Below are 26,759 nucleotides of genomic sequence, written 5' to 3' on the forward strand. Positions count from 1 at the left end.
AACCCAACCTCGTGGTCCCCTAGCCCCGGCCCGGCGGCCACACACCAGATGGCCTGGAGTGTGTTTGGGCATGGGAGCATGCAGATATGACCCGACCACGAAGGACGCTTCCCTCAAGGAGCTACAGCTCAACAGTTCAAGGACCCGGCGGGGACCCTGCCATCCTTATTGAGTCCTTGGAGGTCCGCCCGGGCCAGAAGATTTGCCTGACGTTCGAGAGCGCCGATCCTGCGTGGCGGCAAGGCCTGTTCCTGGGAACGGCCGGCTTGTTGTCCGTTGTCGGCGCCACCTCGCCTCAGCTGAATCTCTGGACAGACTCGGCCCCGCCCGAAGTCCTCATCGACGTTCTTGAGACGGACGGTTCCCTGGTTCTCTATAACATCTGGGATTCTGGCCGGGGACGCCGATCGCAAAGCCACACCTCAGGAATGATCCTGGAGCACCTTGCCGACAACGGGCGCCGGTACAGGTGCACAGACTTTGGATCAAACCCGGACTTCGGAAAGCTCGTATTCCGGATATCCTTCGACGAACGGTAGGCGTGGGTTGAGGATTTTGAATTTCATTCAAGCGAGGTGATGGCTTGGGCCGCCGACTCGCCGAGTAGCGACACGTGTCACTCACCGTTCGTGTCTGGTTACTCTCACTTGTATGGATGCTCTGTATCAACCGAACAAGACTGGCTTCGATGCTTTGGACGAACTCGACCAGGTCGACTGGAGTCGGCTGGAGCACTGCTACGGAAAAGGCGTCGTGTCGCTGGGCGTCGCCGGAGGCGTGTCACTCGCCATCGCAGGCGACGTGTCGCGATCGTTGGCTGCACTTCGAACTGATTCTTCCTTGGCAATCAGTGACGGGCTTTACTCGAACATCTGCCATCAGGGCACCGTTTATCGGGCAACGGCCTATGCAGTGCCGTTCATCGCAGCTGTGGCGGCCGGCAATGTTCCGGAGGGGATCCGCGTACCTCTGCTAGCGCTCCTGGGCGACATCGCGATAGGAGGGAGTTATGTAGCTCCAGACGGGTCTTACGCGGGCGCCGTCGGAGACCACGTAGAAGTCCTCGTCACCGAATCGCTTGCCACTTCGATGGAACGCCTTTCAACAATCCGAACGCCCAGGCTTGTGGCGCTAATCCAAGCTATCCAGTCGCTTCTTGTTCAATCGACCGACGCGCGCCGCGATGCAGTCGAGTCCGCCATCGACGTTGCCCTTACGCCGCCGGCCACACACTGGGACCGGCGTCCGTAGGCCGATCCCTTGCCGGGCATATCACATCGACTGGACGAGAGCCGGGTCTGGTCGGGCCTGTCAGCGTTACGGAACGAGGTCCTTCGTTAGCCGAAGGATTCCGACGGTCCAAACGCTTAACAGCACGTGCAAGAGGACGAATGAGATTTTTATTGGATCGAACGGTTCGCCCCAGAAGAACATCAGCAGCACGATTGACGCTGCGGAAACTAAAATCGCCGCGACCAACGGTGATCTTGCCGTACTCCTTATGGTTACGAGATTCCAGACTCCGATGATCACGCCAGCAATGGCCACCACGCTGAAGGCCACGATTATGGCGATGATGGACGCAACCCATCCTGCCTGCCGTTGCACTTCTGAAACCCTTAGGTTCTGTATTTGCCCGATGACCGGGATGGAAGCGAGCAGTATAACCCCTCCCATGAACAATCCAGATACCGCCTCGAAAAGTCCCATCCAAAAGCGCCAATGCCGTGATCTCATTGCTTTATCCCAAGAAAAGGCAAAGGTTCGAGTTGCTCGTGGTGTCAGGTCGGGCCGCTTGGATGTCTCCTCGGTCAGCCGCTGCGGTTCTTGGCTCATGTAGTCCGTGCCCTTTCTGGCGACCGAGGCCGCCCCCGCTCTTTCCATGGAGGATTCTACTTGGGCAAGGCGCATGAAACTGACGTGACCGGCAAACGCCAGAGTCAGACAAACGTGGCCCAGTACCCGAGGCTCACGCCGTCCGGTTGCCGGATGGTGGTTATTTTGCGGTGCGGAGGTCATACTCATCCGGCTTCCAGAACCCGTCCGTAAGACGGTGGTTCACCTGACACCCTGGTGCCCGGTAAAGGATCCCTCTTCGGCACGGTTCGCTCGGGCTCCCTCATCAGGCATTACAGGGCATGTCCGCCGGAGCGCTCTCATGGATGCGTTCGTTGGGTAGTCTCAGCTGGTGACTGACTACCGGCAACATCCCAGCGTCGTGGCACACTGGCGCGATGACTCACTCCAGCCCCTTCCAGAAGCTCAGGAAGCGCAAGAGACCCTATGGTTTGCGGTACCCCCTGAACCTGACACGGAGCAGATGTGGGAGGGTCTTCGCGGTCGCTTGGAAAAGGACGGAACGGCGACTGTCCTGGCAGTCCCCGCGTATCTCTATGACGTCAACTTTGGCGACCGCGTGAACGTGATGCGATCGGCGGAGAATGCGCTCGTTGCCACCGGAGTGAAGCGCGACGCTCTCAACTTCACATTCAGAGTCCTGCTGAAATCGGATGACCCCAACGCCTGGCAGCCCCTGGCCTCTGAACTTGCCGAGCAAGGTTGCCTCCTCGATTTCATCTCTCCGGGGTTCTTCGCCATGTCTTGCTGCGAGCCCCAGGCGCGGGAAGTCGCCGACAGATTGTTCGCATTGGAATGCGATGGCGTCCTTCATTATGAGACTGGCCGAACACAACAGTTGAGGTAGGCAGCCGACGGAACGGGTGTCCGGTGAAGGATGGTCCAACGGGCGGCTTCGATTAGCTTCAGCGGCCCAAGAACGTCCGGGCGAAGCCGAGGAGCTCGGAGGCAGTTCGCTCGCGGCGCTGCGGCATTTCGTCCCAGACATCCAGGAGGTTCACGAGCTCGTTCAGCTCCGTTGGCTGTCCCAGAGGGAACCAGCCGACTCGGCACATGAGCCTCGACCCGGGGAGGACGTCAATCCGTCCTTCGACGATTTCCTGGGCCCAATATTTGAGGAGAAACTTCGCCGCGTCCTCATCGTCTTCGTGCCGGACGCTGAGTTCATCGCGGACTGCGTTCCACATGTCTGCTGCGTCGGCCCGGTCTCCTTTCGGAAGGCCTGCCAGTTCGCGAAGTGATGGGGTGTCGTACCCCAAGACGAGGAGTTCGGTGGCAAAGTCAGGCAGCTCGTGTGGCGGGATTAGCCCTGTCTGCTCGCAAAGGAAGATTGCTCGTGCCCTCACGATGGTCTGACTCTCCACGATGTAAATGTAGCCTGGCGGGATCGACCCTGCTCAGTGTCCCAGTGATGGATCCTTTACCGGACGCTTTCCCGCGATGACCTAGCTTTGAGTTGGCGGCCTCTTCGCGGCTCGGCGCAACCACCACAAGCTCGCGACAAGGAAAACGAAGTTCAAACCTTGCGTCGCCCAGTAGGTGAATTGGCACGCCCGGAGCAAAACGGCGCTACCGGTATTAGGCTCTCAACATGAGCGAGACCGGCGACGGCCGCAAACGATTGGAGCCTCGGATGACTCGCGGCTCCTTTCGGTTCATGTTGTGCGCGTGGGCAGGCCAAACTGTCATTAGCGTCCTGCTCGCTCTGAATGGCCTGGTATGGCGGAGCCCGTGGGACCCTCCATCCTTCTTCCTGGCTTTGGGGCTTTTCGTTATCACCGCGGTCTACCTCGTATACCTGCTCCGTGTTCGCAGAAATGATGCGCCGTTCTGGGACGAGGAAGAGGCGCGCCGGGCAGATTGGGACCGCAGGGGAAGGCAGCTGTAACCCAGCCGATCTCTTCGACCCGCTAAGGGATCCTTTACTGAGATGCTCCTACAGGCAAGCGTCCATTTGTGTCGCACCCCGAGTGCCGTATGCCTACCTGAATGCCTCGATTGCCAAGCCTACAAAGGCCAGGGCTCCCATGCACATGTAGATGAAGCCCATGAATTTTATCGTCGGGACATCGGCTAGCGTGAAGCCTTCGGGCGGTATTCCTTTGCTCTCTTTGTACATGCGGGACGAGCCCGTTGCCACGCCGTTGACGTCCCTGAATATGCAGAGGCCAAAAAGGAAGATTGCGAGTCCAGTGATGAAGGCAAACAGCAGCATCAACCATTCCGGACCCTTCAGCGCTCCAACTAGAAAGCTGAGCGCGAAGAACGCGAGGAAGCATCGGAAGAGGGTTTTGGCAGGCTGGGGCATCTCGAGGAACTGACGCTTGATGAGACGGATCGTTCTCATGGTTCCTCCTTCAATTGAGGAGCCCGGACCGCACTTCGCCCACCGTCGAAAGTCTTAAGGCAGCCTCACCGGGAAAGACCTTAAGCTCGCCATGGCACGAAGCGCCAGTCGACGGGAATGGTTACCCTCGCCGTGCACTGCTACCGATCAGTCCTGTTGTTTGTTGTGTTCTGCTGAGGGCCGACCAGGGCTGAATAGGTATCGGTGCCAAATGATGATGTGAGGACCGGCAAGAATCCCGGCAAAAAGGATGCTCATCCATGGAGGCTGGCCGCTGTGAACAACGATCAGAAGTGCCCATGGCACTGAGCAGAACAGCGCCACGATCGACCACAACAGTCTCTTACGCACGTCGGCTGGTTCCATGCCGCCATCGTAGCTGCGCACGGTTACGGGCGACAGCCTCCGAACGAAGAGTTTTCCCGCAGGAGAAAGTGCACGCTGGTGGATCCTTCACCGGACGGATCCGAAACCGATGCTCGATGATCGAGCGACGACGTAGAGTTCGAGCATGTCGAAAGCTTCGGCCAATCTCATGTCGCGGCCGGTTGAGAAGGGTCTCATTGATGGGTAAACAATGGTGGTCGTCTTGGGTGCTTGCTGTGACCCCTTACGGTGTTTTGCTGCGGCTACTTATCGATGGGCGCATCAGCGGCGAGGAGTTCGAGGTTGTGTTCCTTCCCCTTTACAAGAAGGACTCTACTCAGTGGTCCCCGGAGATCTTCGATGTGCTCGACGGCTTGTTTGCCGATGTCGACGACTTCTGTTCGGATCCTGACCTGCTAATAAAGGTTGGCGGAATCGATGAGCTGGAACTTCGCCGCCGGGCAACGTTGGCCTTCGAACGATTGTCGGCGCTGGCTGGTTGATCCCAGAGATCATCTTCTCTCCCACCTTCCCGGAGAAATGCTCGATGGACGGTTTTGAGGAGGTTCGCATAAGCCCGGTAGGCGGAGACTGCTTCTAGATCCTCTGTTCCGGCGCAGCGCAGTTCCTCGACCTGTCCTACGAGGTTCTCGAGCGCACCTAGCACGTCGTGAACAGCAGGCTGCCAGATTCCTCGGTCCATGAACGGCACGACAGATTCGGCGACCCAGGTGTCATAAAGCGCAAGGTTCGCGTGCACCTCGTCCAAAGGGTCAATTGAACTGCCCCGCGGAAGCGGCGCATCGCGCCACGATTGGAAGGCCCCTTCGAAGGTTCTCGTCATACCGGAACCCTAATAATGCTGTCTGCAGGTTGTCGATGAGGTCACCGGCTAGGCGCCCGTAAGTCGGTCCCCCACCGGCCAGCTCGACACCTTCATGCCTGCCCTTCAGGAAAGCCTTAATGTGGGTACTCTCTGATTCCCGTATGACCCGCCCGCAAAAGTGCCCGGTGAAGGCGCCCTAAACGCTACACTTCAGGGCTCCCGGCAGCCCTGAAAATTCGAGGACGCACTAAGGCTTCTCGGCCCGCGAAGGCGTCCCGGTGAACACCGCCCGCGGTGCTCACCGTTTACGGCCTCCATATGAACCAAAGTGATGAATGCCGGCGTTCATCCCCAATTGGCCGCTCAAGAAGTTTGCGGATATGGTTTTGGCTATGGAGATCGAGGTCGACAGAGCCTAGCCACCTGACGTTCGGTGGCCGCCCGGTTGTTTGCGCTCATGCACACCCGGTGAGAAATCTCGCTGTCAGTTGTCTGCAGGCGCTATTCCCTGCGGTCCAGCTTCGCTGAAAGATTCCGTACGTCAGGTGCAGTGCCCTCCGAAGTAGCGCGCGTTTTCGCGCCCCGGAGTGAGCACGTCGACCCATGACTGCGCCCTTGATGGGCAAGAACCAAAGGACTGTGTCTCATGTCAGCACAATCAGCCATCTCCTTGCACGATCTTTCATTCGAGTGGCCCGACGGCACTCCCGCTCTTCAGCGGCTCAATGGCACCATGACCACCGGCCGGACTGGACTCGTCGGCCGCAATGGTGCAGGAAAATCGACCCTGCTCCGTTTGATCGCCGGCACACTGACGCCGACCCTGGGCCGGGTCGAAACCGTCGGTGACGTGGGCTATCTTCCTCAGACCCTCACCCTCGGGCAGCACACGACGGTCGCCGCGTTGCTCGGCATCGACGACATACTCACGTCGCTCCATGCCATTGAGGACGGCGACGTCGATGAGCGCCATTTCGACACGGTCGGCGACGACTGGGACATTGAGTCCCGGGCAGACGAGGCTCTGCACGAAATCGGCTTCTCCGCGGGTGATCTCAAGCGCCAGGTCGGGGAGCTCTCAGGTGGCGAGGCAATGCTCATCGCGCTGACCGGGCTGCGCATCCGCCGCACCCCGGTCACGCTTCTCGACGAGCCGACCAACAACCTTGATCGGCGCACCCGGGCCAAACTTGCCGACTTCGTGGACAGTTGGCCGGGCACCCTCGTGGTGGTCAGCCACGACCTCGAGTTGCTTGAGCACATGGACTCCACTGCTGAGCTTCATGCCGGAAAGCTTGACGTGTTTGGTGGCCCGTACAGTCTTTTCACCGAATATCGCGAGCAGGAACAGGCCGCCGCCATCCAGGCAGCCCGCAGCGCCCAGCAAGCGCTGAAGGTCGAGAAGAAGCAACGCGTCGAAGCCGAGACGAAGCTTGCCCGCCGCGAGCGCACAGCGAAGAAAACCCAAGCCAGCGGCGGCATCCCGAAGATCCTGGCCGGCAACCGGGCTAGCAAGGCGCAGGCATCTGCCGGCTCGATGCGCTCGACCCTCGACGACAAGGTGCTGTCAGCCCAGGCCGCCGTCGACGCCGCCGACGCGAGGGTCAGGGAAGTTGAGCACATCCACCTCCCCCTTCCAGATCCCGACGTGCCACGGAGCCGCCGGATCGCCGAGCTGAGCGACGGTTCCGGCACGATCGTCATCCAAGGCCCCGAGCGCGTGGCCCTGGTGGGACCCAACGGCTCAGGCAAATCGACGCTCCTCAAACACCTCGTCGAGAGGCGCCCTGCAGAATCCTCGGGCCGGATCACCGGAAGGCTGCTGACCGGCCGGGTGGGATACCTCCCGCAACGGCTCGACGGACTGGACGATTCCCGCTCGGCGCTAGACAACGTGCGGGAGGCGGCACCGGCGTCGGCGCCCGGAGACATCCGCAATCAACTCGCACGTCTCCTCCTCCGGGGATCCACCGTTGATCGCCCGGTCTCCAGCCTGTCGGGAGGAGAACGGTTCCGGGTCAGCCTCGCGAAGCTGCTCCTGGCGGAGCCGCCCGCCCAGCTGCTGATCCTCGACGAGCCGACGAACAACCTCGACATTGCCAGCGTCGAGCAGCTCGCCGAAGCCCTGGACGCCTACCGTGGCGCACTGCTCATCGTGAGCCACGACCTCGAGTTTCTCCGGCGCCTCAACATCGACACGGTAGCCGAGCTCGACGGCGAAGGGGGCCTGCGCGAGCGCACGGAGCCACTCACCTAGGGCCCGCAGCAAATCAGAGCTGTTGTTCCCACACGGTCAGTTGGAGCCGCACCAGCTCCGCGTCCGGGTCGCGCGAACCGCCGTCGTCGGTCTGCAAGCCGACGACGGCGGCCGCGACTCGCGCACGGAAGCTCACCGTGCGCCCCCGGCGGGTACCGACTCCAACGACTCCGAGCGCGCCGGCGTCGCGAGGCCCAGGTTCTCGCGGAGGGTCCTGCCGACGTATTCCGTGGGGTACACGCCACGTTCCTGCAGCTCGGGCACCAAGTGGTTCACGATGTCGTCCAGGCCGGTGGGGATAAGCCATGGCGAGATGTTGAAGCCGTCGACGGCACCCACCCGGGCGTACTCGGCCAAGGTATCGGCCACGGCTGTGTAGGATCCGGTGAACGTCGCGTCAACCCTGGACGTCCTGGAGCTCACGAACTGCCGGATGGATAAGCCCTTCTCCTTGGCCTCGGCGCGCCATTGCTCGGCGAGCTGCCGGGCTTTGGCCCCGTGGAACCCGCTCCCCCGGGTCTCGGAGGTCTCCTCCACCACCGGATCGATCTCCGGAAGCGGACCATCGGGATCGTAGGCGGACAGCTCGCGGCCCCAGAACTGTTCGAGATACGCAACTGCCTGCTGCGGCCCGATCTGCAGGCCGCGGACCCATTCCTTCTTCTCGCGGGCTTCCTCGTCAGTCGCAGCGAGGATGAATTCGCTCGCCGGCATGATCTGGACGTCGTTGGCACCCCGTCCGGCAGCCAGGGAGCGCGAGACGATATCGGCGCGGAACTCCACGGCGTCGTCGAACTTCGGGTGCGCCGAGAAGATCACATCCGCTTGGCGGGCGGCGAAGTCGCGTCCTTCCGGGGAATCCCCGGCTTGGAACAGCACCGGCCTGTACTGGGCGCTGCGCGGCAGCCGGGGGGTGACGTCCACGGAATAGTGCTGCCCGGAGTGGTGCACGCGCCGCGCATGGCCGGGAACCGCCCAGGAATCCGCGGAGACGGACGAGGAGACCGCTCCGTCCTCCCACGAATCCCAGATCTTCTTGGCGGTCTCCACGAATGCTTCGGCGTGGATATAGCGATCGGCGTGGTCCAGGTAGCCGCCCCGGCGGAAGTTGGCCCCGGTCCACGCGTTGTCCGTGGTGACGACGTTCCAGGCGGCGCGCCCGCCGGAGAGCAAGTCGAGGGAGGCGAGCCTGTGAGCGAGGTCGGCGGGATCGTTGTACGTCGTATTCTGCGTGGCCACGAGCCCGATATTGGACGTCACCGACGCGAGCGCCGCCAGCATGGTCTGCGCGTCCGGCCTGCCCGCGACGTCCAGGGCGTGCGGTCGTCCGAGATGTTCCCGCAAGCGCAGGCCCTCGCCCAGGAAGAAGGCTGCGAACAGCCCGCGCTCGGCGGTCTGGGCGATCCGTCGGAACGACTCAAAGTCGGTCTGCGAACCGGATTCAGGCGCTTTCCAGATGGTGCCGGAGTTGACGCCCTGGAAGAAGATCCCGAACTGGATCTTCCCGCTCGGCTGGAATTTAGCACGGTTGTGCTGTGTCATAGTCTCTCCTCAGTTTTCCAAGCCAACGACGGCGGCGCCCGCCGCGCCCACGCTCGCGTACCGGCTCAGCGGCCGTTCAAGACCCAGCAGTTCCCGGAACGTGCCGCCCTGCGCAACAGGCTTCAGCACCCCGCGGCGACGAAGCTCGGGCAGGACCAGCTGCGCCAGTTCCTCGAGCTCCACGTCCAGCACAGCCGGATGCAGCCTTACGCCGTCGGCCACGGCCAGCAACCCGGCAAGGAAGTCGACCAATTCCGCCGCCGTGCCGACGAAGTGCGCCCGGGAACTGGTCCACGGAGTAAACGCGTCCAGTTCGGCGAGCCGCGCGGAGGCGCTTTGCCCACGCGAGTCAAGGACGACGTCGAGCTCCGCCACTACCGCCGGGCCGCCCCCAACAGCGGTCCGGGCACGCACGTCCGCAACCTCCTCGGCGAGAAGTGAAGGCGTCGGAGCGGACACCAGCACCACGTCGGCGTCCGAACGAAGCAAGTCGGCCTGCGCAACTACGGGCAATTGCCCCTGCAGCGGGCGCGGAATGATGGAGGGACCCTTCACGGAATACCCGGCCCCTGCGAAATCCGCCGGCGTCTCGAAGTCGATGTAGTGCAGTTTGTCCACGTCAAAGTACCGCCCGGTGGGGACGTCGCGGATCACGGCGTCGTCCTCCCAGGAATCCCAAAGCCGCCGGCTCACTTCCACCGACGCCGCGGCCTCCTGCGCCAAGGCGGCACCTTCAACAAATGAACGCCCGACGGCGGCAGCCTCCTCCGCGGAGCCGCTCGCCGCGACGAGCCAACCCGCCCGTCCGCCCGAGACATAGTCCAAGCTCGCCAGCTGAGTGGAGATGTGGAACGGCTCGGTGTAGACCGTGTCCACTTCCGGTACCAGCACGATGGAACTCGTGACGGGACCCGCGAACGCGGCGCGCTGAAGGGCGTTCAGGCGGCCTGCAACATCTCGCCCGCCAGCGCCGGAGCCGTCAGTCCCAGACCCATCAGCGAACGTCGCCACATGAATCCCGGCCGATTCCGCCGCCAGCACCGTGTTCCGGATCCGCGAACCGTTCAGCAACTCATCCGGGGCATGCCAGGCTTTGCGCCAGGCCGCGGGGTGGGCGCCGTCGCCGTCGAGCTCCAAGGCCAAGAATCCGGGCTGGCCCGGACGGGAGATGCCGCTCATTGCTGCTCCTGCCTTTCGTAAGGGATCTGTTCGCCGGCTTCGATGGCCACGCTCAGCCGGTTTTCCGAGGGTGGGAGCGGGCACGTGGCAAGGTCCGTGTAGGCGCACGGCAAGTTGACGGCACGGTTGAAGTCGAGCACCACGGAGCCGTCCGATTCCGGGGTCACCGTGAGCGAGCGATTGGCCGCGTAGGTGGTCTTGCCCGACGTCGCATCCGTGAACAGCACCGAGAGTGTGCCCGGCGCATGTCCGTTGAAGGCCGTGAGCACCAAGTCCTGGCCCGCGAGGTTGAAGTGGAGCTCGCCGGGCGCCTCGTAGACGTGCTGGATACACTCGACGGCGGCCCCCACTGTGGTCGGTCGGGGAACCTCAAACGGCACGAACGTACCGTTCACCGCGAACGATGCATCCGGTGCGTATGCGGGCGTTCCGCGGTATTCGTTGAGCAGCGGATTCCCGGGGTGCCGCGGCCGGACGATGTACTCGCCGCCGCGCTTGGCGAGCTCGACGACCGTGTCCCCCGCGTTGAGGTTGAGGCCGTCTCGTTCCGCGATGGGGCCGAAAACGACGGTGGCCCCGGCGGCGTCGGTGTTGAGTTCCCGGCCGTCCCGAAGCAGGCTTTCGCCTGGTCCTAAAACCACAGTGACGACGTCGTTCTCCACACTCCAGGTGCCGGGCACCCCGTCGAGCGGAGCAGCTTCGGAACCAAGCCAGTGCAGATGGGTGACAGCGAGGAATCCGTGCGGATCGGCCCGGTGACGCTCGTGCTCGGCGTGCCATTCCTGCCAGGCGGCGGTGAAGGCCGCAGTGGTGGACGTAGCCGTTTCAGTGGGCGTAGGCATGATTCCTCCTGTGGTTTGCGTGGTCTGTGGTGACGGTTCCGGCTGCGTCGAGTGACGTGGCGCCGGCGAATTCCGGACGACCGCCGTAGGGATCCGCTGGCTCCCACAGGGTGGTGGACGCGGCGGCGCGGACGGCCGGGATGACCTCGAGCGCGAACCGCTCCAGGATCTCCAGCTGCTGCTCGAAGGGCAACGTGGTGGGCAAGGAAATGGATTGGAGATCGTGGCCGTAGAGCGAGTGGTAGCTCAGGATTTTGTCGATGACCTGTTCCGGACTGCCCACCAGTGCTGGCCCTTCAGCCACGGCATGCTCGATGTCCCGGAACGGCGAATTGTTGCCCGGGACGTTGCGTCCAGCGGTCAAGGCCTCATAAACAGCCCCGAACTGGCGCTTGGCTTCCTGCGTGGTGTCCGCGACGAACACGCCGCCTGCGCCGGAACCCGAACCGAGGTACTGGTGCCGAGGATCGTGGCCGTGGCGTTCGTATTCCTCGCGGTAGTGGTCGATCAGGATCTTGTAGTTCTCGCGAGGCTGGATGGCGTTGGCCGTGAAAAGTGGATCGCCCCACTGGGCGGCGAGGGCAGCCGAGGTCAGGGTTGTAGCCGAGCCGTGCCAAATCCGCGGCGAACCCGCAAACGGTCGCGGCGTCGTCGTCGTTGCTTCGCTCAATGCGGGCCGGAAACGGCCGGACCAGGTGACGTTTTCTTCACGCCACAGCCTCCGCAACAAGCCATACTTTTCGGCGAGCAGCTCCCACTGATCATCGAGGGAGAGCCCGAACAACGGATATTGCAGCACCTCGTTGCCCTTGCCGATCACGAGTTCCAGGCGGCCCCGGCTCAGCTGATCGATCGTGGCGTAGTCTTCGGCCACCCGCACGGGATCGAGCACCGACAAGACGGTGACGCCGGTCTGCAATCGAATACGGTTGGTGACCGCCGCGATGGCGGCGAGGACCGTCGTCGGGGACGATGAGATGAACTCACCGGCATGCCTCTCCCCCACAGCGAAACTATCGAAACCCAATTCCTCGGCCCGGCGCGCAGTCTGCACCACTTGGTTGAGCCGCTCGGCCGTCGAGACGATTTCTCCCGTCAGCGGGTTCTTCAGGTGCGGAATGATGTCGAGTACCTGGAACTTCACTGTGTTTTCCCTGTCTGGGCACTCCCGAAGTTTGCCTCTGTCACGGTCTTCGATTCCGGCAAGGCTTCCTGCGAAAGGCCCCAGCGGTCCAGGACCTTCCCGTAGGAGCCATCCTTGATCGCCGAATTCAGGGCATCCGTGATGGCCGGAGCCAGGCCGTTGCCTTTGAGGGTGGTGGCCGCGACGAGGGTCTCTGAAGGCCAGCCAGCGTTGACTTTGCCCACCACTTTCAGGTCGTCCCGCGTGTTCTCGCGGTAGGAGACGGACGGATAGGGCGCGATGTTCAGGTCCGTCCGGCCCGAGGAGAGCGCCAGGATGGTGTCGGCGTCGGAGGAGTAGTACTGCAGTGTTGCCGGAGCCTTGCCACGGGATTCCAGGTCCTTGTTCCAGGCCAGGAGGATCTTCTCCTGGTTGGTGCCCGAGCCCACCGAGACCTTCAGCCCGGAGATATCGTCCGCGCCCTTGATGTTGTACGTGGAGGATTTCTTGGCTTCGAATCCCATGTACGCGGCGCGGTAGGTGGAGAAGTCGAACAGTTTCACCCGGTCCTTATTGATGCCCACGTTCGAGAAGACCGCTTCGAAATCGCCCGACTGCGTCTTGAGCGGCCAGTTCTCCCAGGAGGTGACCTGCACGTCCAGTGCGAGGCCCAGCTTGTCGGCCACGAGCTGGGCGATGTCCACCTCGACTCCGATCGGGGTCTTGTCATCCGTCGCATGGAAGGACAGCGGGATGGACCCGGCCGTGGTGGCAACGGTCAGTTTGCCGTCCTTGCCGATCGCGGCCGGCAGGGCGGCTGCCGCGGCGGGATCCTTCTGCGCCCGGATACGGTTCTGCTCGGGCGAGGTGTTGTAGACGACGCCGTTGCGGGCGGCACTCGCGGACGGGCTGGCCCCGGCCGCGGAGGCACCGGGGTCGGAGCACCCGGCGAGCCCCGGGAGTACGACGGCGGGCAGCACCGCGAGCGCGAGAAGCCTGGTTTTGATGCGTGGCATTAGGTTGGTTCCTCAGATGTTGAAAGCTGGTTCGATGACTTTGGAGAAGAAGCTCCGCGTCCGGGGTTCACGGGGATTCGCGAAGATCTCCTGGGGACTGCCTTGCTCAACGATCTGGCCCTGATCCATGAAGACCACGGTGTCTGCGACGTCGCGGGCGAAGCCCATTTCGTGCGTGACGATGATCAACGTGGTGCCGGAGGTGGCAAGTTCGCGGATGACGTCCAGGACCTCGTTGACCAGCTCCGGATCGAGGGCCGACGTCGGTTCGTCGAAGAGCAGGATCTTAGGGTCAAGGGCAAGCGCCCGGGCGATGGCAACGCGCTGTTGCTGGCCGCCGGACAACTGCCGCGGATAGGCGTCGGCCCGGTCCTTGAGGCCCACGCGGTCCAGGAGTTCCAGCCCGCGCTTGCGCGCTTCGGCCTTGTTCCGGTGGAGCGCGACGACGGGTGCTTCCGTCACGTTTTCCAGCGCGGTGAGGTGCGGGAACAGGTTGAAGTTCTGGAACACCATGCCGATGTCCGTGCGTTGCTTGAGGATGTCCTTTTCGCGCAGTTCGTGCAGCTTGTTTCCGCGGACCTGGTAACCCACCAATTGGCCGTCGATGGTGATGTACCCGCCGTCCACCTTTTCCAAGTGGTTAATAGTCCGCAGAAGCGTGGACTTCCCCGAGCCGGAGGGTCCCACGATCACGGCGACGCCGCCTGGCGGCACCGTCAGGGACACACCCTTGAGGACTTCCGTTCCCCCAAAGGACTTGCGGACGTTGGTGATTTCCACGTGGCCGCGGGTTGCAGCGGCGGCTGGCGCCGCCGTCGTCGGGCTCTCAGCGGGAAAAGCAGCGGTGCTCATCGGGCGTCCTTCGCTCGGTCAAGGTTCACGGGTGCGTGGGTGGCAAAGAACTTCCTTGCCTTCTGCAGCGGAGTGAGCGGCAAGTTGCGGACGGCGCCCTTCGAATAATGCCGCTCGATGTAGTACTGGAAGACGCTCAGGACCGAGGTAATGGCGACGTACCAGAGGGTCGCCACGAGGAGCAGCGGAAGGACTTGCTGGGTGCGGTTGTAGATGACCTGCACGGTGTAGAAGAGCTCGGAATAGGCCAGGACGTAGACGATTGAGGTGCCCTTGACCAGGCCGATGATCTCGTTGAAAGCGGTGGGCAGGATGGCCCGCATGGCCTGCGGCAAGACGATCCTGGTGGAGCGTCGCCACGCCGGAATGCCTAGGGCCGCGGCTGCCTCGAGCTGGCCCTGATCCACCGAGAGGATGCCGCCACGGATGATCTCCGCCGAGTACGCCGCCTGGTTGAGGGTCAGGCCCAGGACTGCCGCAGCGAATTGGCTGATGAGCGTGGTGGTCTGGACCTCGAAGAAGCGGATATCCGTGAAGGGGATGCCCAAGCTGATTTTCTCGTAGAGGTAGCCAAGGTTGTACCAAAGCAGCATCTGCACCAACAAGGGAGTGGAACGGAAGATCCAGGAAAACGTCCAGGACACCGACAGCAGCAGTGGCGAGGCCGACAGCCTCATGAGGGCCAGGATGAAACCGAGGACAAAGCCGAGCGCGCCGGAGATGGCCGTCAGCTTGAGTGTCTCCACGAGGCCGTTCACCACGGACTGCGCGGTGAACCATTGCGCCACCACGCCCCACTCCCAGCGCGGATTCGTCGCGAGGGACCAGGCCACCGCCACGACGCCAAGCGCCACCACAACCGTGCCTACCCAGCGCCATGGATGCCGGGCCGGGACCAGCTTGTAGCCGGAGTAGTCGCTTGGGGCACCCGGGGCGGCAGCACCCTCGGCTGCACTCCGGGCGGCGGCACCCGGCCCGGCGGCCGGCGTCGGGCTTTCCGTGACGGCGCTGGCGGGCGCCGGTTCCGGTGCAGATTGCTGTGCGGACTGCGCCACTGTGGTTGCTGCTGAACTCATGCGCCACCTCGCTTCGTATGGGTTGTTGGCTATCGGATGGCTGCCAATCTAGGGGCGCTCCCGAAGCGGCTGCAAGGCAGGTTTTTGCACTTCTTCATGGGGATTCATCGCGCTTCGCGCGGCTTCATACGGAGCCATATGAGTCCGTTCTTTGCGCTTGTTGACGCACCGTGACGCGTGGTGAACGGCCGTTACCCGGGCCTCGACCGAGGGCCCGCCGGGTCCCTAGGCTCGGGTACCACCAGCCACCGCCAACAGGAGTTGCCATGCCGCCCTTCGCCCCCACGATCGTGTTCATTGGCGGTGGCCCGCGCTCAGCCGGCATCCTCGAACGGCTCGCGGCCAACAGGCCCGGCCTCTTCGACGGGCCCCTCTCCATCCACGTCGTCGAGCCGTACGAACCCGGTTCCGGGAGGATCTGGCGCTATGACCAGAGCCCGGGACTACTGCTCAACTCCACGGCAGCGGACGTCACGATGTTCACCGACAACTCCGTGGCCTGCGACGGTCCCTCCGTTGACGGTCCGGGCCTCGCCACATGGGCAACGGGCGTGCTCGACGGTTCCATCCGCGACGTCCCGGAGTTGGAAGCCCACCTCCTCGAGCAGCTCCGGGTGCTGACACCGGCCTCGTTTCCTAGCCGGCAGCTCCAGAGCAAGTACCTCGAGTGGTTCTTCCGCCGGGCCGTCGCGGCACTCGGCCCGGACGTTACGGTGACGGTCCACCGGGACACGGCAACCGCTGTCGAACGCCACTCTCCGGAGGGTCCGGGAGGGCCCGACGGCGGTGCGAAGTACCGCGTGCGGCTCGCTTCAGGCGGGGTGCTGGAGGCGGATCTGGTGTTGTACTCGCTGGGTCACACCGACTCCCGTGCCGAACCGGAATCAGCGCGGCTCGCCGAGTTCGCCGCCCGGAACGGCGGGTTCCACGCGGCGCCGTCGTACACCACCGACGTCGACTATTCGGCGATCGCACCTGGCCAGGACGTCCTGGTATCGGGCATGGGGCTGGCTTTCGTGGATCTGTTGGTGCTCTTGTTCGAGGGCCGTGGCGGCCGCTTCGAAGACAGGCCCGACGGCGGCCTGGACTATGTGCCGTCCGGCGCCGAACCGCGGCTCTGGGCAGGCTCCCGGCGCGGAGTGCCGTACCACTCCAAGATCTCCTCCGCCCTGCGCGGGGAACCCGTCGGCGCCCCGCGGTACTTCACCGCACGCGCCGTGGAATCTCTGCTCGCCGCGCACGAGGAGCTGGATTTCCGCGCGCAGCTTTGGCCGCTCATCGCCAAAGATGCCGGCTACGCCTACTACCGCGAGCTCTTCACCGGCTATCCGGAACGCGTCCACGGCGGCTGGGACGAATTTTCGACGCGCTTCGATGCCCTGGATTGGTACAGCCGCGAACGCGAAAACCTCGTGGCCTCGGCCGTCCCGGACCCGACTCTCCGGCTCGACCTCGAGGCCCTGGACCAACCGTTCAGCGGTTGCGCCTTCGCGGACCATGCCGCGGTTCAGAGATCGGTGGCGAACTACATCGAACGCGACCTCAAGCTCCGCACGAGTCCCGACCATTCGGAAACCCTCGCCTTGTTCACGGCCCTGCTCCGCGTGTACATGGAGCTCGGCCGGTTGGTCCCGCAGGAGCGGCTCAATTCGCGCTCCCAACAAGCGGTGCACGGATGGTGGCACGGCTTCTTCAGCTTCGTGGATTCCGGCCCGCCGCCCCATCGGTTGCGGGAAATCCTCGCCCTGCACCGGGCTGGATTCCTGCAGTTCCTGGGACCGGGCATGTGGGTGCGTCCGGACGAGGCCAGCGGCCGTTTCGTGGCCGGTTCATTCCAATCGCCCGTGGTGGTGGACGCGGCGGCGTACATCGAGGCCCGCTTGCCGTCGCCGTCGGTGGCGCGATCGGCCAACCCCGCGCTGGCGGACCTGCACGACGCCGGTTGGGGCACCGAACAGTCGCTCCTCACCTCGGACGGTCCACATTCCACCGGTAAGCTGTTGGTCTCGAGTTCGCACGAGGTCCTGGCTCCCGACGGCGTGCGGCAGGCGGGGCTTTTCGCCGTCGGACCATGGACCTCGGGTTGGGGCGCTGGGGCGTTCGCACGGCCCGGAACCAACGCAGCACCGTTCCGCGAGAACGACGCCCTGGCCCGCCGCCTCCTGGCCGAACTCGCGGCCCCTCGCCCAAGCACGATCCACCCAACTAGCTCGCAGTTGTTGTCGTTTTGACGCCTCATAACGACAACAACTGCGAGCTAGTTGGGCAAATTCACGAAAGGTAAGCCATGACAACAACGCCAACCCTGCCGTCGTCGGGCCTTTCCGTCCTGACACTGCCCATGCGCGATCCACGCGTCAAGCCACTCCTGGACGAACTCGCCGTCGAATACACCACGCGCTACGGCGACCTCTTTGGCAGCGGCGGCGCGGCCGAGGAACTCAACCGGTACCCGGCCGGCGAGTTTGCCGCACCCCACGGTGCCCTGCTCATCGTGCAGGACAACGGCGAAACCGTGGCGGGCGGGGCATTCCGCCGCTACGACTCCCGCACGGCGGAACTCAAGCGGATCTGGACGCATTCGGCGCACCGGCGTCGAGGACTGGCCCGGGTTGTCCTCGCGGAACTGGAAGCCGAGGCGGCGCGGCGCGGCTACCGCCGGATCTACCTCACCACCGGTCCGCGGCAGCCCGAAGCCAAGAACCTGTACCTGGCCACCGGCTACGCCCCGCTGTTCGACGTCGACGCGGATCCGGAAGAGATCAAGCACTTGGCGTTCACGAAGGACCTGGCGTCCGCTCAGGCGTGACCCTAGCCCACAGCCTGGCGCGCCGCGGCTTCGATCCGTGCCCAGTGGGCGGCCCATTCTTCGGTGCTTCGCTGTGACAAGTTCGGGTCCCCGGGACCTTTTCCGGCCGAACCGTCGATGAGCTCGCGAAGTATGTCGGCATGCCCCAAGTGCTGGGCTGTCTCGACGCACATGTGCACCAGGATGTGGTGAAGCGTCACGTGTCGGCGTTCTTCAGGCCACCACGGCACTTCCCCGGGAGCGTCGAGTGGGAGCGACTCGATGGTTGCATCGCTGTGCTCGGCCGAGTAGCGGTGCAGTTCGATGATCTCTTCCCTGCTCTCCCCCGGAGGAACCCACAGGTCCGCATCGGCTTCGGCGTCGTCGGCAAACCACGGTAATTCCCGGCCGCTGGGCCGGCCAAAGACCTCCCCGAAGTACCCAAGCTCCACGCTCGCCACGTGCTTGACCAGTCCCAGGAGGTTGGTGCCGGTGGGGGTCATAGGCCGGCGGACGTCGTACTCGTCGAGTCCGTCGAGCTTGGCGAGGAGCTCGCCGCGACGGGCGCGCAGATATTTGAGCAGAACCGCTTTGTCATCCATCCGGGCACTATACCGTTGCCGAGCACGGCAAAACTTTCCCGCCACACCGCGGCCCTGGACCACTAGGCTATGCGCATGGCCAAGAAAACAACAGCTGAAAAACTTGCCACGATCCAGCGGGGATACACCCTCGATGGCCCCACGATCGAGCTAGGTGCCGCCATCGTCGACGGCGAAGTCCACAAAGAGGCCCAAGTCCGGTTGCCGCTGTCCATGATGAACCGGCACGGCTTGGTGGCCGGGGCCACAGGCACCGGCAAGACCGTCACCCTGCACATGGTGGCCGAACAGCTGTCCACGGCCGGCGTCCCCGTCTTCCTGGCGGACATCAAGGGAGACCTTTCAGGACTCGCCACCGCGGCGACGGCCAGCGAGAAACTCACGGCCCGCACCGCAAGCCTCGGCCAAGAGTGGGTAGGCAAGGCCTTTCCGGTCGAGTTCCTCTCATTGGGCGGGGATGGCAACGGCGTTCCCGTCCGGGCAACCATCACCTCGTTTGGCCCCATCCTGCTCTCGCGCATCATGGAACTCAACGACACGCAGGAATCCAGCCTGCAGCTGATCTTCCATTTCGCCGACCAGAAAAAACTGGAACTGATCGACCTTAAAGACCTGCGGGCCGTCATCCAGTTCCTGACCTCGGATGAGGGCAAGGCTGAACTCGAAGACCTCGGCGGACTCTCCAAGGCCACGGCCGGCGTCATCCTGCGCGAACTCGTCAACCTCGAGGCCCAAGGCATGGAGAAGTTCTTTGGCGAGCCGGAGTTCGACACCGCAGAACTCCTCCGCACAGCCCCGGACGGCCGCGGCGTGATCAGTTGCCTTGAACTTCCCACGCTCCAGACCAAACCCATGCTGTTCTCGACGTTCCTGATGTGGTTGCTTGCGGACCTTTTCGAAGACTTGCCCGAAGCAGGAGACCTGGACAAGCCCAAGTTGGTGTTCTTCCTCGACGAAGCCCATCTGCTCTTCTCCGACGCATCCAAGGCCTTCCTCGAAGCCATCACCACCACTGTGCGGCTCATCCGGTCCAAGGGGGTCGGGATCTTCTTCGTCACCCAGACACCCAAGGATGTCCCTGCCGCCGTCCTCGGTCAGCTTGCCAACCGGGTCCAGCATGCCCTGCGCGCATTCACCCCGGAGGACGCCAAAGCCCTCAAGGCCACCGTGTCCACGTTCCCGGTGAGCGACTACGACCTTGAGGAAACCCTCACTTCCGCCGGTATCGGCGAAGCGGTCATCACCGTCATGAACGAAAAGGGCGCGCCCACGCCCGTGGCGCTGACCAAGCTGCGTGCCCCGGAATCCGTGATGGGACCCAGCACGGACGAACTGATCCGCAGCACCATCGCCGCTTCCCCGCTGCTGCCGAAGTACGGCACTGCCGTGGACAACATTTCGGCCTACGAGAAACTCACTGACAAAGGGACCGCGCCCTCCACCGGAGAAGCCGCACCGGGTCGGCCACCGGTACCAGCCTCCGTTGATCCTCAATCCGTGGACGCCGAAGCCCGCAGGATCGAGGAAGAAATCCTTGGCCGTCCCAGCAGCCGCCCGCTACCAGGCTCCGAAGCGTGGCCGCCCGCACCCGCGCCGGTCCAAGCACCGGCTCCGCAGCAAGGCGGCGACGGCATGATGGGCGATCTCGCGGGCGTCCTGGGTGGTGCGCTCGGCGGCGGAATCAAAAGCATGGCACGGTCCTTCGGCACGCAACTCGGCCGGGAATTGCTCCGCGGAGTGTTCGGAACCTCATCGCGCCGGCGCCGCTGAAACGGAGCTGCCACCCGCCGTCGGACTCTTCGCAAATGCGTGTCCAGATGTCACGGGAGGGGAAGGATGCCGGGGTATTGCGGAACCGGCGGGTAACGTAAAGGGCGTGCAGTTGAGTCAAGCGTTGGTCAAGACCGCGGCCGGGTGGCTGCTCGGTCTGATGCTTGCTGTGGCCGCTGCGATCGTTTCCATCAACCTGGTGAGCAACTCCATAGCCAGCCCCCAGCAGCAAGTGCGCGATTACCTGTCGGCCCTCCAGCAGGGGCACGGCGGGGAAGCCCTCGGACTCCTGCACGCCTCCGTGCCCAACGCCAATGCGGCCATGCTGGACGGTACCGCCCTGCAGACGGCGGCGTCGAAGATCACTGATATCAAACTCGGCAACGCCGAATCCCGTGGCGGAAACCGGGTGACGGTCCCCATGGACTACCAGATCGACGGCAAGGCGCTGCATTCGGACTTCCTCCTGGAACGGACGGGAACCGAGTGGCTGTTCTTCGGTAAGTGGTCCTTCGTGCCGTCATCCTTGCCGACCATTGAGGTCACCGTGGTGAACGCCAACGAGGCCACCCTGAACGGGGTCCCGGTAAACCTGCCCAACGGCCGCAACAGCTTTGCCGTGTTTTACCCCGGCCAATACGAAGCCAGCCTCGCCGGCAAATACTTCTCGGCGCCGACTACCAGCACGTCGGTGACTACAGGCGCCCTGCCGCAGGCGCCCCTCAACCTTTTGACCAAGCCCACCGACGCCATGATCAAGGTGGTGAGCGACAAGGTCAAGGAATTCCTGGACACCTGCGCCGCGGATGCCACCAAGCAGCAAAAGCTCCAGCCCGATTGCCCGTTCTACCACGTGACCAACAGCCGGGTGGTGGACGGGACCATCAGGTGGCAGATCACGGAGTACCCCAAGGTCAGCATCGACCCCTTTAACGGGCAGTGGGTCGTGGCGCCCCTCAACGGCAAGGCCAAGGTAACCGCCCGCGAAATTGACCTCTTCAGCGGACTGGTCGGCGACCTCAGTGCCGTTCACGACTTCAGCTTCACCACACGGTTGGACATAGGCGCGGACACCATCACGGTCACGCCGCTGGTGAGCTTCTAGGTTCGGCTGCGGCCCGCCCGGTCCAGCCAGCCCCTGCCTAGTCCATCCCGCGCAGGTCAAGCACCAACTCGGAGTCGCCGTCGGCCTGCATGACCACGGGGATGCCCCAGTCCTGCTGGTAGAGGTGGCACGCGGCGTGATCCGGGATTTCGCCGTCCTCAGTTTCCGGGCCATCACACGCAGCCGCGCGGGCCGTAATGTGGAGGATCCCCTCAGGCACGTCCGCGGACAGCTCAAGGGTCCGCAGCAGGCCTACCGACGTGCCACCGCCGGAAAGCAGCAGCTCAGGCGGGGTCGAGGAGATCTTCAACTGCGTAGGGTCGCCCCAGCGGTCGTCGAGCTTCTGTCCGGTCGGGGCCGTGAAGCGCACGGTCAGCTCCACGTTTCCCGGCGCCACGGGGCTCTTGGGCCGCTGCGTCTGGGATGCTCCCTCGTCCACCTGCTGGGCTTCCTTGGGGATGGGAACGAGAACCAGCTGGTGCTTGTTTGATTCCACCACCGCCAGCAGCGGTTCGCCGCCTTCCGGGTAGACCACGACGACGTCGCTCGGCTCGGCGAGACCCCTCGCCAGGGTGGACACGGCCTTAGCCGCCGGATCGTAGCGCCGCACGGCACCGTTGTAGGTGTCTGCGATGGCCACGGAGCCATCGGGGAGCACTGTGACGCCGAGGGGGTGCTGCAGGCGGGCTTCGGGGGCCTCGCCGTCCCGGAAACCGAAATCGAAGAGGCCCTTGCCCACGGCCGACTCAACAGTCACACCTGATTCGCCAACGACCAGCCGGCGGAGCGCCGAGGTTTCGGAGTCGGCCACCCAGATGTTGTCATCCGCATCGACGGCCAGGCCGGAAGGCTGGGCGAACCAGGCTTCCTCGGCGGGGCCGTCAAGCAAACCTTCAAGGCCCGAGCCGGCCAGGATGGATACCTCGCCGCTGAGAGGCTCAAAGGCGAAGATCTGGTGCGTGCCGGCCATCGCGATGACAACGCGCTGCAGCTTCTCGCTCCACACCACGTCCCACGGCGAGGACAGGGACACCCCGGTCCCCACACCAAGTACCCCGACGTCGAGTGCGTCGGCCGCGAAGTCAGCCGGACCGCCGTCGGGGTGTTCAGCCCAAACGCCGGCACCGCTTTCCGTCACACGGGCAGGGCCGGCGTCGAGCAGGCGCTGCACGCCGTTGCCGGCAACAGTCTGCACGTAGCCCGAGCTGAGCGTGACGCCGCGGAGGCGGTGGTTCACGGTGTCCGCGACCACTGCTTCGTAGCCAAGCTGCCAAGCCAGCGACGACGGGAGCACCGCCACGCCCTGCGGCTCGTTGAACTGCGCGATTTCCGCCGCACCATCCAGGTAACCCTTGGTTCCGGAGCCGATGACACGCTCAACCGTCTCAAGGTCAGGACGAAGTTCCACCAAACGGTGGTGGCCGGAATCGACCACCAGGTAGTTGCCGTTGTCCAGCTGGGTCGCCTTGCCGGGGAAGCGCAAGGTGCCCGACGTCGGGACGGGCGCCACGTAGGGGCCGTCGCCGCGGTGGAGGGTCCCCTTGGCTTCGTGCTCGGCCACGAGTTCCTCGAGGAGCACCGCAAGGCCGTCTGCGTGGCCCTCACCGGAAAGGTGCGCCACGATGTAGCCCTCGGGGTCCACAACCACCAGCGTCGGCCAGGCGCGGGCCGTATAGGCCTTCCACGTAGCGAGCTCGGGGTCGTCCAGGACGGGGTGGTGGATTTCGTAACGCTCGACGGCGGAAGCGAGGGCCACGGGATCGGCCTCGTGCTCGAACTTGGGAGAGTGCACGCCGACCGTCACCAGGACGTCGGAGTACTTCTCCTCGAGGGGGCGCAGCTCATCCAGGACATGGAGGCAGTTGATGCAGCAGAACGTCCAGAAGTCCAACAGCACGATCTTGCCGCGCAGCGCTTCCAGGTCCAGGGCCTTCCCACCGGTGTTGAGCCAGCCACGGCCCACCAGTTCAGAGGCGCGGACACGCAATTGGGTGCGTACGGTTTCGCTCATCAGCGTCCTTCCAGGTTGGTCTTGCCTTCGGGCTGCTTGGAGTCCCGATCAATCAGTTTCGCATCGCGGTCTGCAAGCCGCGCAAACATATCGTTGTAAGCATTCAGGTCGGCGTCGTTATTCCTGTCCGCCGCCCGGTCGGTGCGTTTGGTCTCCCGCTCATCCGAACGCGACCACATGACCGCGACGCCGATCGCCACCAGCAAGGTGGGAACTTCGCCGATTCCCCAGGCCACGGCGCCGCCTGTCTGCTGGTCGAGCAAAGCCGATGGTCCCCAGGTCCGGCCGAGGTTGCCGAAGTAATCGGCGGCGAGCAGTCCAGTGCCTCCCATGATGGATACGCCGAAGAAGGCGTGGAAGCCCATCGTGGCGAGCAAGAGAAGCAGCCGCATCGGGTAGGGCGCACGACGCGGCAGCGGGTCCGTGCCGATCATGGTGAGGACGAAGATGTACCCGGTGAGCAGGAAGTGCAGGTTCATCAGTTCGTGGCCCACGTGCTCACGCATCGCCCAGCCGAACGCGTCCGAGAAGTAGAACAGGACGATCGAACCGGCAAAGTTCGCCGCGGCGAAGAGTGGGTGGGTCACCACTTGGGAGAACTTCGAGTGCACGAACACCAGGAGCCATTCACGAAGGCCACGGGAGCCATCTCCGCGTGATCCCTCGCCGCGCGACGGCAGGGCCCGCAATGCCAACGTCACCGGGGAACCCAGGACCAGGAACAGCGGCGCCACCATCGTCAACGCCATGTGGTCCACCATGTGGGCGGAGAACAGTATGCGGCCGTATACCGACGGCGGCCCGGACGTGATGTAGGTCAGGACGAGCAGGCCGATCATCCAGTTCACCGCACGGAACCACGACCAGGAGTCACCGCGGCGACGGACCTTGGCCACGCCAAGGATGTAGCTCGCCGCGCCGAAGAGGGCCACAGCCACCCAAAGCCAGTCGAAGCGCCACTCGGTCAACCATCGCGCGGGCGTCAGTTCGGGCGGCAGCTCGTAACCCGACAGGATGAAGGCCGGCGAGGCGTCGGGCGCGTAGGTGGTGGGCAGCGGCGGTGCCGAACTGGCCAACGCGACGGCGAGTCCCGACGTGGCGCCCATCACCAGAAGTTCAACCAACACCAGCTGCCACAGCACGCGGCGCGTGGTCATCGACTTGCGGCCCAGCTGCGGGATCACCCACTGGCGGTGCATGAAACCGATGCCGCCGAGGACAACTGTGGCAAGCGCTTTCGCCAGGATGATCTGCCCATAGGGGGTGCCAACCAAGGCCGAAAAACTGGTCACACGAATGCTCGCGTTCACGACGCCCGAAGCGAAGACCAGCACGAAGGCGAAGCCGGCCAACGCGGAGAACCGGCGCAGGGTCTGCTCAGTAATGTCCTTGGTGCCTGTTGCCTTGGAACCTCGCAGGAGGCTCGAGAGGACCGCAAGCATGATGATGCCGCCCACCCAGGTGGACACGCCCACCAAGTGAAGGCCGAGCGAATTGATGGCGCCCTCGTGGTCGTTGGAACTCGCGGAGTGCCCGATCAGCGCACTCGGGATTAGTCCGCCCAGGGCCAGGACGAGCGTCAGCGCTAGTCCCGCCAGCGAGCGGACGCCGAACAGCGCCGTCGTGACAATCGCAGCGATGATCGTCACGGCGAGCCACGCCTGGCCCGTCTGGATGTCCGTCATGAAGTAGACGAGGGATGCAGTGAACTGCGCGTCCCCCGAGAGGCTCTGCCCGGCCACATCCGAGTACGTCAACACAAGGACAGCGACGGCGGAGAGCGTCCAGGCAGCGCCTGCTGCTGCCGCTACGGCCAACGCACGCGCGAACGCCGGGTGTTCCGGGGCGTCATCGCCCCTGGATCGGGACAGGTGCTTGGGAAGGATGACGACGGCGAAGATCAGCCCGCCGATCACAGTCGCCAAGGAGACGTTGTGAATGGCTTTGGCGACGGGCAGCCCCCAACGCACCAAGGCGCCCGGGTCAGAGACTTGGCGCGCGGCCGAGGCGCCGGAGAAGATCAATGCGCCCGCTAGAGCCAGGAAGAGCGCAGCGAAGCCCGCAAGCTGCCACGGTAGGGAGATCCCCTCCACGGCAGCGCCTGCCTTCGTTCCCGGCTTGGAAGCGGGCGAGGGGGCAGTGGAGGGAGTTTTGGCTGATGGCACCTATCCATTGTCCGCTAACGTCGGCGGCGCGGCGAATCGAGCGGGTTAAAGCAGAAAGGCGGCAACCCGCAGGTTGCCGCCTTTCCTAGGCGTTCGCCGAAGTGTCTTACTTCTTGGCGACAGCTGCCTTCAGCTTGGAGCCGGCGGTCAGCTTGACGCTGTGGCCAGCGGCGATCTGGATGGTCTCGCCGGTCTGCGGGTTGCGGCCCGTGCGAGCTGCGCGGTCGGTGCGCTCGATGGCGAGCCAGCCCGGAATGGTGATCTTCTCGCCAGCGGCGACGGAAGTCTCGAAAACTTCGAACAGGGCATCGAGCACGGAGTTGACTGCAGCCTGGCTGGTGCCAGCCTTGCCAGCTACCTCGGAAACCAGTTCGCTACGGTTCTTAGCCATTTGTGTCCTCCTGGACTTTACGATTTTGGAGCCCACACACGGCATGCGTGCGAGCCACTGTTCGAAAACTTACCAGCTTGGGAGGACTCGGCCAGCAAATTCCGCGTGTTTCCGCGCTTTTTTGACCAAATTCACCCTATTTCGGGCGCTTTTGGGGGTCAATTCCGCCGCGGGCGAACTCCCGAACCCCCGACGCCCGCTCACATATAGGGGGTTTTGAGCGGACGCTCGCTCACGTATGGCGGGTCCCGGCGGGACGCCCGCTCACTTATGGCGGGTCCCGGCGGGACGCCTGCTCACGTATGCCGGCTCCCGGCGGGACGCCCGCTCACGTATGCCGGGTTCCGGCGGGACGCCCGCTCACATCATGTGGGCGGGCGTGGGCCGTGGAACCGCATATCTGAGCCGGGGTTTGGGATTTCCGGGTCATAGGTGGGCGGGGGTCCGGGGAAACCGGGTCATAGGTGAGCGGGGGTTTTCGTTGGTCGCGGGCTCAGGTGTTCGGGTGTTTTAAGTGGGTCAGGCCCCGACACGGTGTGTCGGGGCCTGGCCGGTGAATGGTTGTCCGGCGGTGTCCTACTCTCCCACACCCTCCCGGGTGCAGTACCATCGGCGCTGTGGGTCTTAGCTTCCGGGTTCGGAAT

The 26,759-nt window shown here is 64.1% G+C and carries 25 protein-coding genes and 1 rRNA gene; 10 read left to right on the forward strand and 16 right to left on the reverse strand.

Annotation, left to right across the window (positions count from 1 at the left end; genetic code table 11):
* Positions 1-86: 86 nt before the first annotated feature.
* Together AB4068_RS06760 and AB4068_RS06765 are read left to right on the forward strand one after the other, a co-directional pair.
* Positions 87-539, forward strand: a complete 453-nt coding sequence (locus tag AB4068_RS06760; protein WP_306963206.1) for a hypothetical protein — start codon at positions 87-89, stop codon at positions 537-539.
* Positions 540-651: 112 nt separating this feature from the next.
* The gene (locus AB4068_RS06765; RefSeq protein WP_306963207.1) at positions 652-1,251 is read left to right on the forward strand and encodes a hypothetical protein; all 600 of its coding nucleotides are present in this window, start codon (positions 652-654) and stop codon (positions 1,249-1,251) included.
* Between the two features lie 66 nt (positions 1,252-1,317).
* On the opposite strand, the gene AB4068_RS06770 is transcribed toward AB4068_RS06765, so the two are convergent.
* A complete protein-coding gene (locus AB4068_RS06770; RefSeq protein WP_441432981.1) occupies positions 1,318-2,025 on the reverse strand; it encodes a hypothetical protein in 708 nt (235 codons plus the stop codon).
* A 163-nt stretch (positions 2,026-2,188) separates the two neighbouring features.
* Between AB4068_RS06770 and AB4068_RS06775 the strand changes: the two genes are divergently transcribed.
* A complete protein-coding gene (locus AB4068_RS06775; RefSeq protein ID WP_306963210.1) occupies positions 2,189-2,704 on the forward strand; it encodes a DUF4265 domain-containing protein in 516 nt (171 codons plus the stop codon).
* 58 nt (positions 2,705-2,762) lie between these two features.
* Here the strand turns inward: AB4068_RS06775 and AB4068_RS06780 are convergent, their stop codons facing one another.
* Positions 2,763-3,221 carry a hypothetical protein gene (locus tag AB4068_RS06780; RefSeq protein WP_306963212.1) on the reverse strand — a complete coding sequence of 153 codons (459 nt, stop codon included), beginning with the start codon at positions 3,219-3,221 and terminating at the stop codon, positions 2,763-2,765.
* A gap of 227 nt (positions 3,222-3,448) precedes the next feature.
* Between AB4068_RS06780 and AB4068_RS06785 the strand changes: the two genes are divergently transcribed.
* Entirely contained in the window at positions 3,449-3,745 is a 297-nt protein-coding gene (locus tag AB4068_RS06785) for a hypothetical protein (RefSeq protein WP_306963213.1), read from the forward strand.
* A gap of 93 nt (positions 3,746-3,838) precedes the next feature.
* On the opposite strand, the gene AB4068_RS06790 is transcribed toward AB4068_RS06785, so the two are convergent.
* Positions 3,839-4,204: a hypothetical protein gene (locus AB4068_RS06790; RefSeq protein WP_306963215.1), complete on the reverse strand. Its 366-nt coding sequence runs from the start codon at positions 4,202-4,204 to the stop codon at positions 3,839-3,841.
* A gap of 566 nt (positions 4,205-4,770) precedes the next feature.
* Here AB4068_RS06790 and AB4068_RS06795 point away from each other — a divergent pair.
* Together AB4068_RS06795 and AB4068_RS06800 are read left to right on the forward strand one after the other, a co-directional pair.
* Positions 4,771-5,073, forward strand: coding sequence for a colicin immunity domain-containing protein (locus tag AB4068_RS06795; RefSeq protein ID WP_306963217.1), 303 nt, complete (start codon positions 4,771-4,773; stop codon positions 5,071-5,073).
* A 969-nt stretch (positions 5,074-6,042) separates the two neighbouring features.
* Positions 6,043-7,653 (forward strand): ABC-F family ATP-binding cassette domain-containing protein, encoded by a 1,611-nt coding sequence (locus tag AB4068_RS06800; protein ID WP_306963219.1) that lies wholly within the window; start codon positions 6,043-6,045, stop codon positions 7,651-7,653.
* Between the two features lie 13 nt (positions 7,654-7,666).
* On the opposite strand, the gene AB4068_RS06805 is transcribed toward AB4068_RS06800, so the two are convergent.
* Genes AB4068_RS06805 through AB4068_RS06840 form a run of 8 tightly spaced genes read right to left on the reverse strand, consistent with a single transcriptional unit; the run spans position 7,667 to position 15,283 of the window.
* On the reverse strand, positions 7,667-7,789 hold the full coding sequence (locus AB4068_RS06805) for a hypothetical protein (protein ID WP_284991125.1): 123 nt from the start codon (positions 7,787-7,789) through the stop codon (positions 7,667-7,669).
* Positions 7,786-9,195 carry an NtaA/DmoA family FMN-dependent monooxygenase gene (locus tag AB4068_RS06810; RefSeq protein ID WP_441432982.1) on the reverse strand — a complete coding sequence of 470 codons (1,410 nt, stop codon included), beginning with the start codon at positions 9,193-9,195 and terminating at the stop codon, positions 7,786-7,788. Before AB4068_RS06810 ends, AB4068_RS06805 begins: the two co-directional genes overlap by 4 nt.
* A 9-nt stretch (positions 9,196-9,204) precedes the next feature.
* Positions 9,205-10,374, reverse strand: a complete 1,170-nt coding sequence (locus tag AB4068_RS06815) for an LLM class flavin-dependent oxidoreductase (protein WP_441432983.1) — start codon at positions 10,372-10,374, stop codon at positions 9,205-9,207.
* A complete protein-coding gene (locus tag AB4068_RS06820; protein ID WP_441432984.1) occupies positions 10,371-11,216 on the reverse strand; it encodes a DUF1684 domain-containing protein in 846 nt (281 codons plus the stop codon). The genes AB4068_RS06815 and AB4068_RS06820 overlap by 4 nt, the downstream gene beginning before the upstream one ends.
* Complete coding sequence (locus AB4068_RS06825) at positions 11,200-12,360, reverse strand: LLM class flavin-dependent oxidoreductase (RefSeq protein ID WP_441432985.1); 1,161 nt, start codon at positions 12,358-12,360, stop codon at positions 11,200-11,202. The genes AB4068_RS06820 and AB4068_RS06825 overlap by 17 nt, the downstream gene beginning before the upstream one ends.
* Positions 12,357-13,355, reverse strand: coding sequence for an ABC transporter substrate-binding protein (locus AB4068_RS06830; RefSeq protein WP_441432986.1), 999 nt, complete (start codon positions 13,353-13,355; stop codon positions 12,357-12,359). Before AB4068_RS06830 ends, AB4068_RS06825 begins: the two co-directional genes overlap by 4 nt.
* A gap of 12 nt (positions 13,356-13,367) precedes the next feature.
* Complete coding sequence (locus AB4068_RS06835; RefSeq protein WP_441432987.1) at positions 13,368-14,207, reverse strand: amino acid ABC transporter ATP-binding protein; 840 nt, start codon at positions 14,205-14,207, stop codon at positions 13,368-13,370.
* Entirely contained in the window at positions 14,204-15,283 is a 1,080-nt protein-coding gene (locus AB4068_RS06840; RefSeq protein ID WP_284991117.1) for an amino acid ABC transporter permease, read from the reverse strand. The genes AB4068_RS06835 and AB4068_RS06840 overlap by 4 nt, the downstream gene beginning before the upstream one ends.
* Before the next feature lie 266 nt (positions 15,284-15,549).
* On the opposite strand from AB4068_RS06840, the gene AB4068_RS06845 reads away from it, so the two are divergent.
* Both AB4068_RS06845 and AB4068_RS06850 read left to right on the forward strand, forming a co-directional pair.
* Complete coding sequence (locus AB4068_RS06845; protein ID WP_441432988.1) at positions 15,550-17,514, forward strand: FAD/NAD(P)-binding protein; 1,965 nt, start codon at positions 15,550-15,552, stop codon at positions 17,512-17,514.
* Between the two features lie 56 nt (positions 17,515-17,570).
* Positions 17,571-18,092 (forward strand): GNAT family N-acetyltransferase, encoded by a 522-nt coding sequence (locus AB4068_RS06850; RefSeq protein ID WP_441432989.1) that lies wholly within the window; start codon positions 17,571-17,573, stop codon positions 18,090-18,092.
* Positions 18,093-18,094: 2 nt separating this feature from the next.
* Here the strand turns inward: AB4068_RS06850 and AB4068_RS06855 are convergent, their stop codons facing one another.
* On the reverse strand, positions 18,095-18,673 hold the full coding sequence (locus tag AB4068_RS06855) for a DinB family protein (RefSeq protein ID WP_441432990.1): 579 nt from the start codon (positions 18,671-18,673) through the stop codon (positions 18,095-18,097).
* Positions 18,674-18,748: 75 nt separating this feature from the next.
* On the opposite strand from AB4068_RS06855, the gene AB4068_RS06860 reads away from it, so the two are divergent.
* Complete coding sequence (locus AB4068_RS06860) at positions 18,749-20,443, forward strand: helicase HerA-like domain-containing protein (RefSeq protein ID WP_441432991.1); 1,695 nt, start codon at positions 18,749-18,751, stop codon at positions 20,441-20,443.
* 112 nt (positions 20,444-20,555) lie between these two features.
* Entirely contained in the window at positions 20,556-21,548 is a 993-nt protein-coding gene (locus tag AB4068_RS06865) for a hypothetical protein (protein ID WP_306963243.1), read from the forward strand.
* A 37-nt stretch (positions 21,549-21,585) separates the two neighbouring features.
* Here the strand turns inward: AB4068_RS06865 and AB4068_RS06870 are convergent, their stop codons facing one another.
* The 4 genes from AB4068_RS06870 to rrf all read right to left on the reverse strand — a co-directional run.
* The gene (locus AB4068_RS06870; protein ID WP_441432992.1) at positions 21,586-23,559 is read right to left on the reverse strand and encodes an NHL domain-containing thioredoxin family protein; all 1,974 of its coding nucleotides are present in this window, start codon (positions 23,557-23,559) and stop codon (positions 21,586-21,588) included.
* Positions 23,559-25,724, reverse strand: a complete 2,166-nt coding sequence (locus AB4068_RS06875; protein ID WP_332603332.1) for a cytochrome c oxidase assembly protein — start codon at positions 25,722-25,724, stop codon at positions 23,559-23,561. The genes AB4068_RS06870 and AB4068_RS06875 overlap by 1 nt, the downstream gene beginning before the upstream one ends.
* A gap of 106 nt (positions 25,725-25,830) precedes the next feature.
* Positions 25,831-26,115 carry an HU family DNA-binding protein gene (locus tag AB4068_RS06880; protein WP_184739845.1) on the reverse strand — a complete coding sequence of 95 codons (285 nt, stop codon included), beginning with the start codon at positions 26,113-26,115 and terminating at the stop codon, positions 25,831-25,833.
* Between the two features lie 563 nt (positions 26,116-26,678).
* Positions 26,679-26,759: ribosomal RNA gene (gene rrf / locus AB4068_RS06885) — 5S ribosomal RNA — on the reverse strand; the annotation flags it as partial.

The sequence above is a fragment of the Arthrobacter sp. 2RAF22 genome, assembly GCF_052115325.1.
GTDB lineage: Bacteria > Actinomycetota > Actinomycetes > Actinomycetales > Micrococcaceae > Arthrobacter.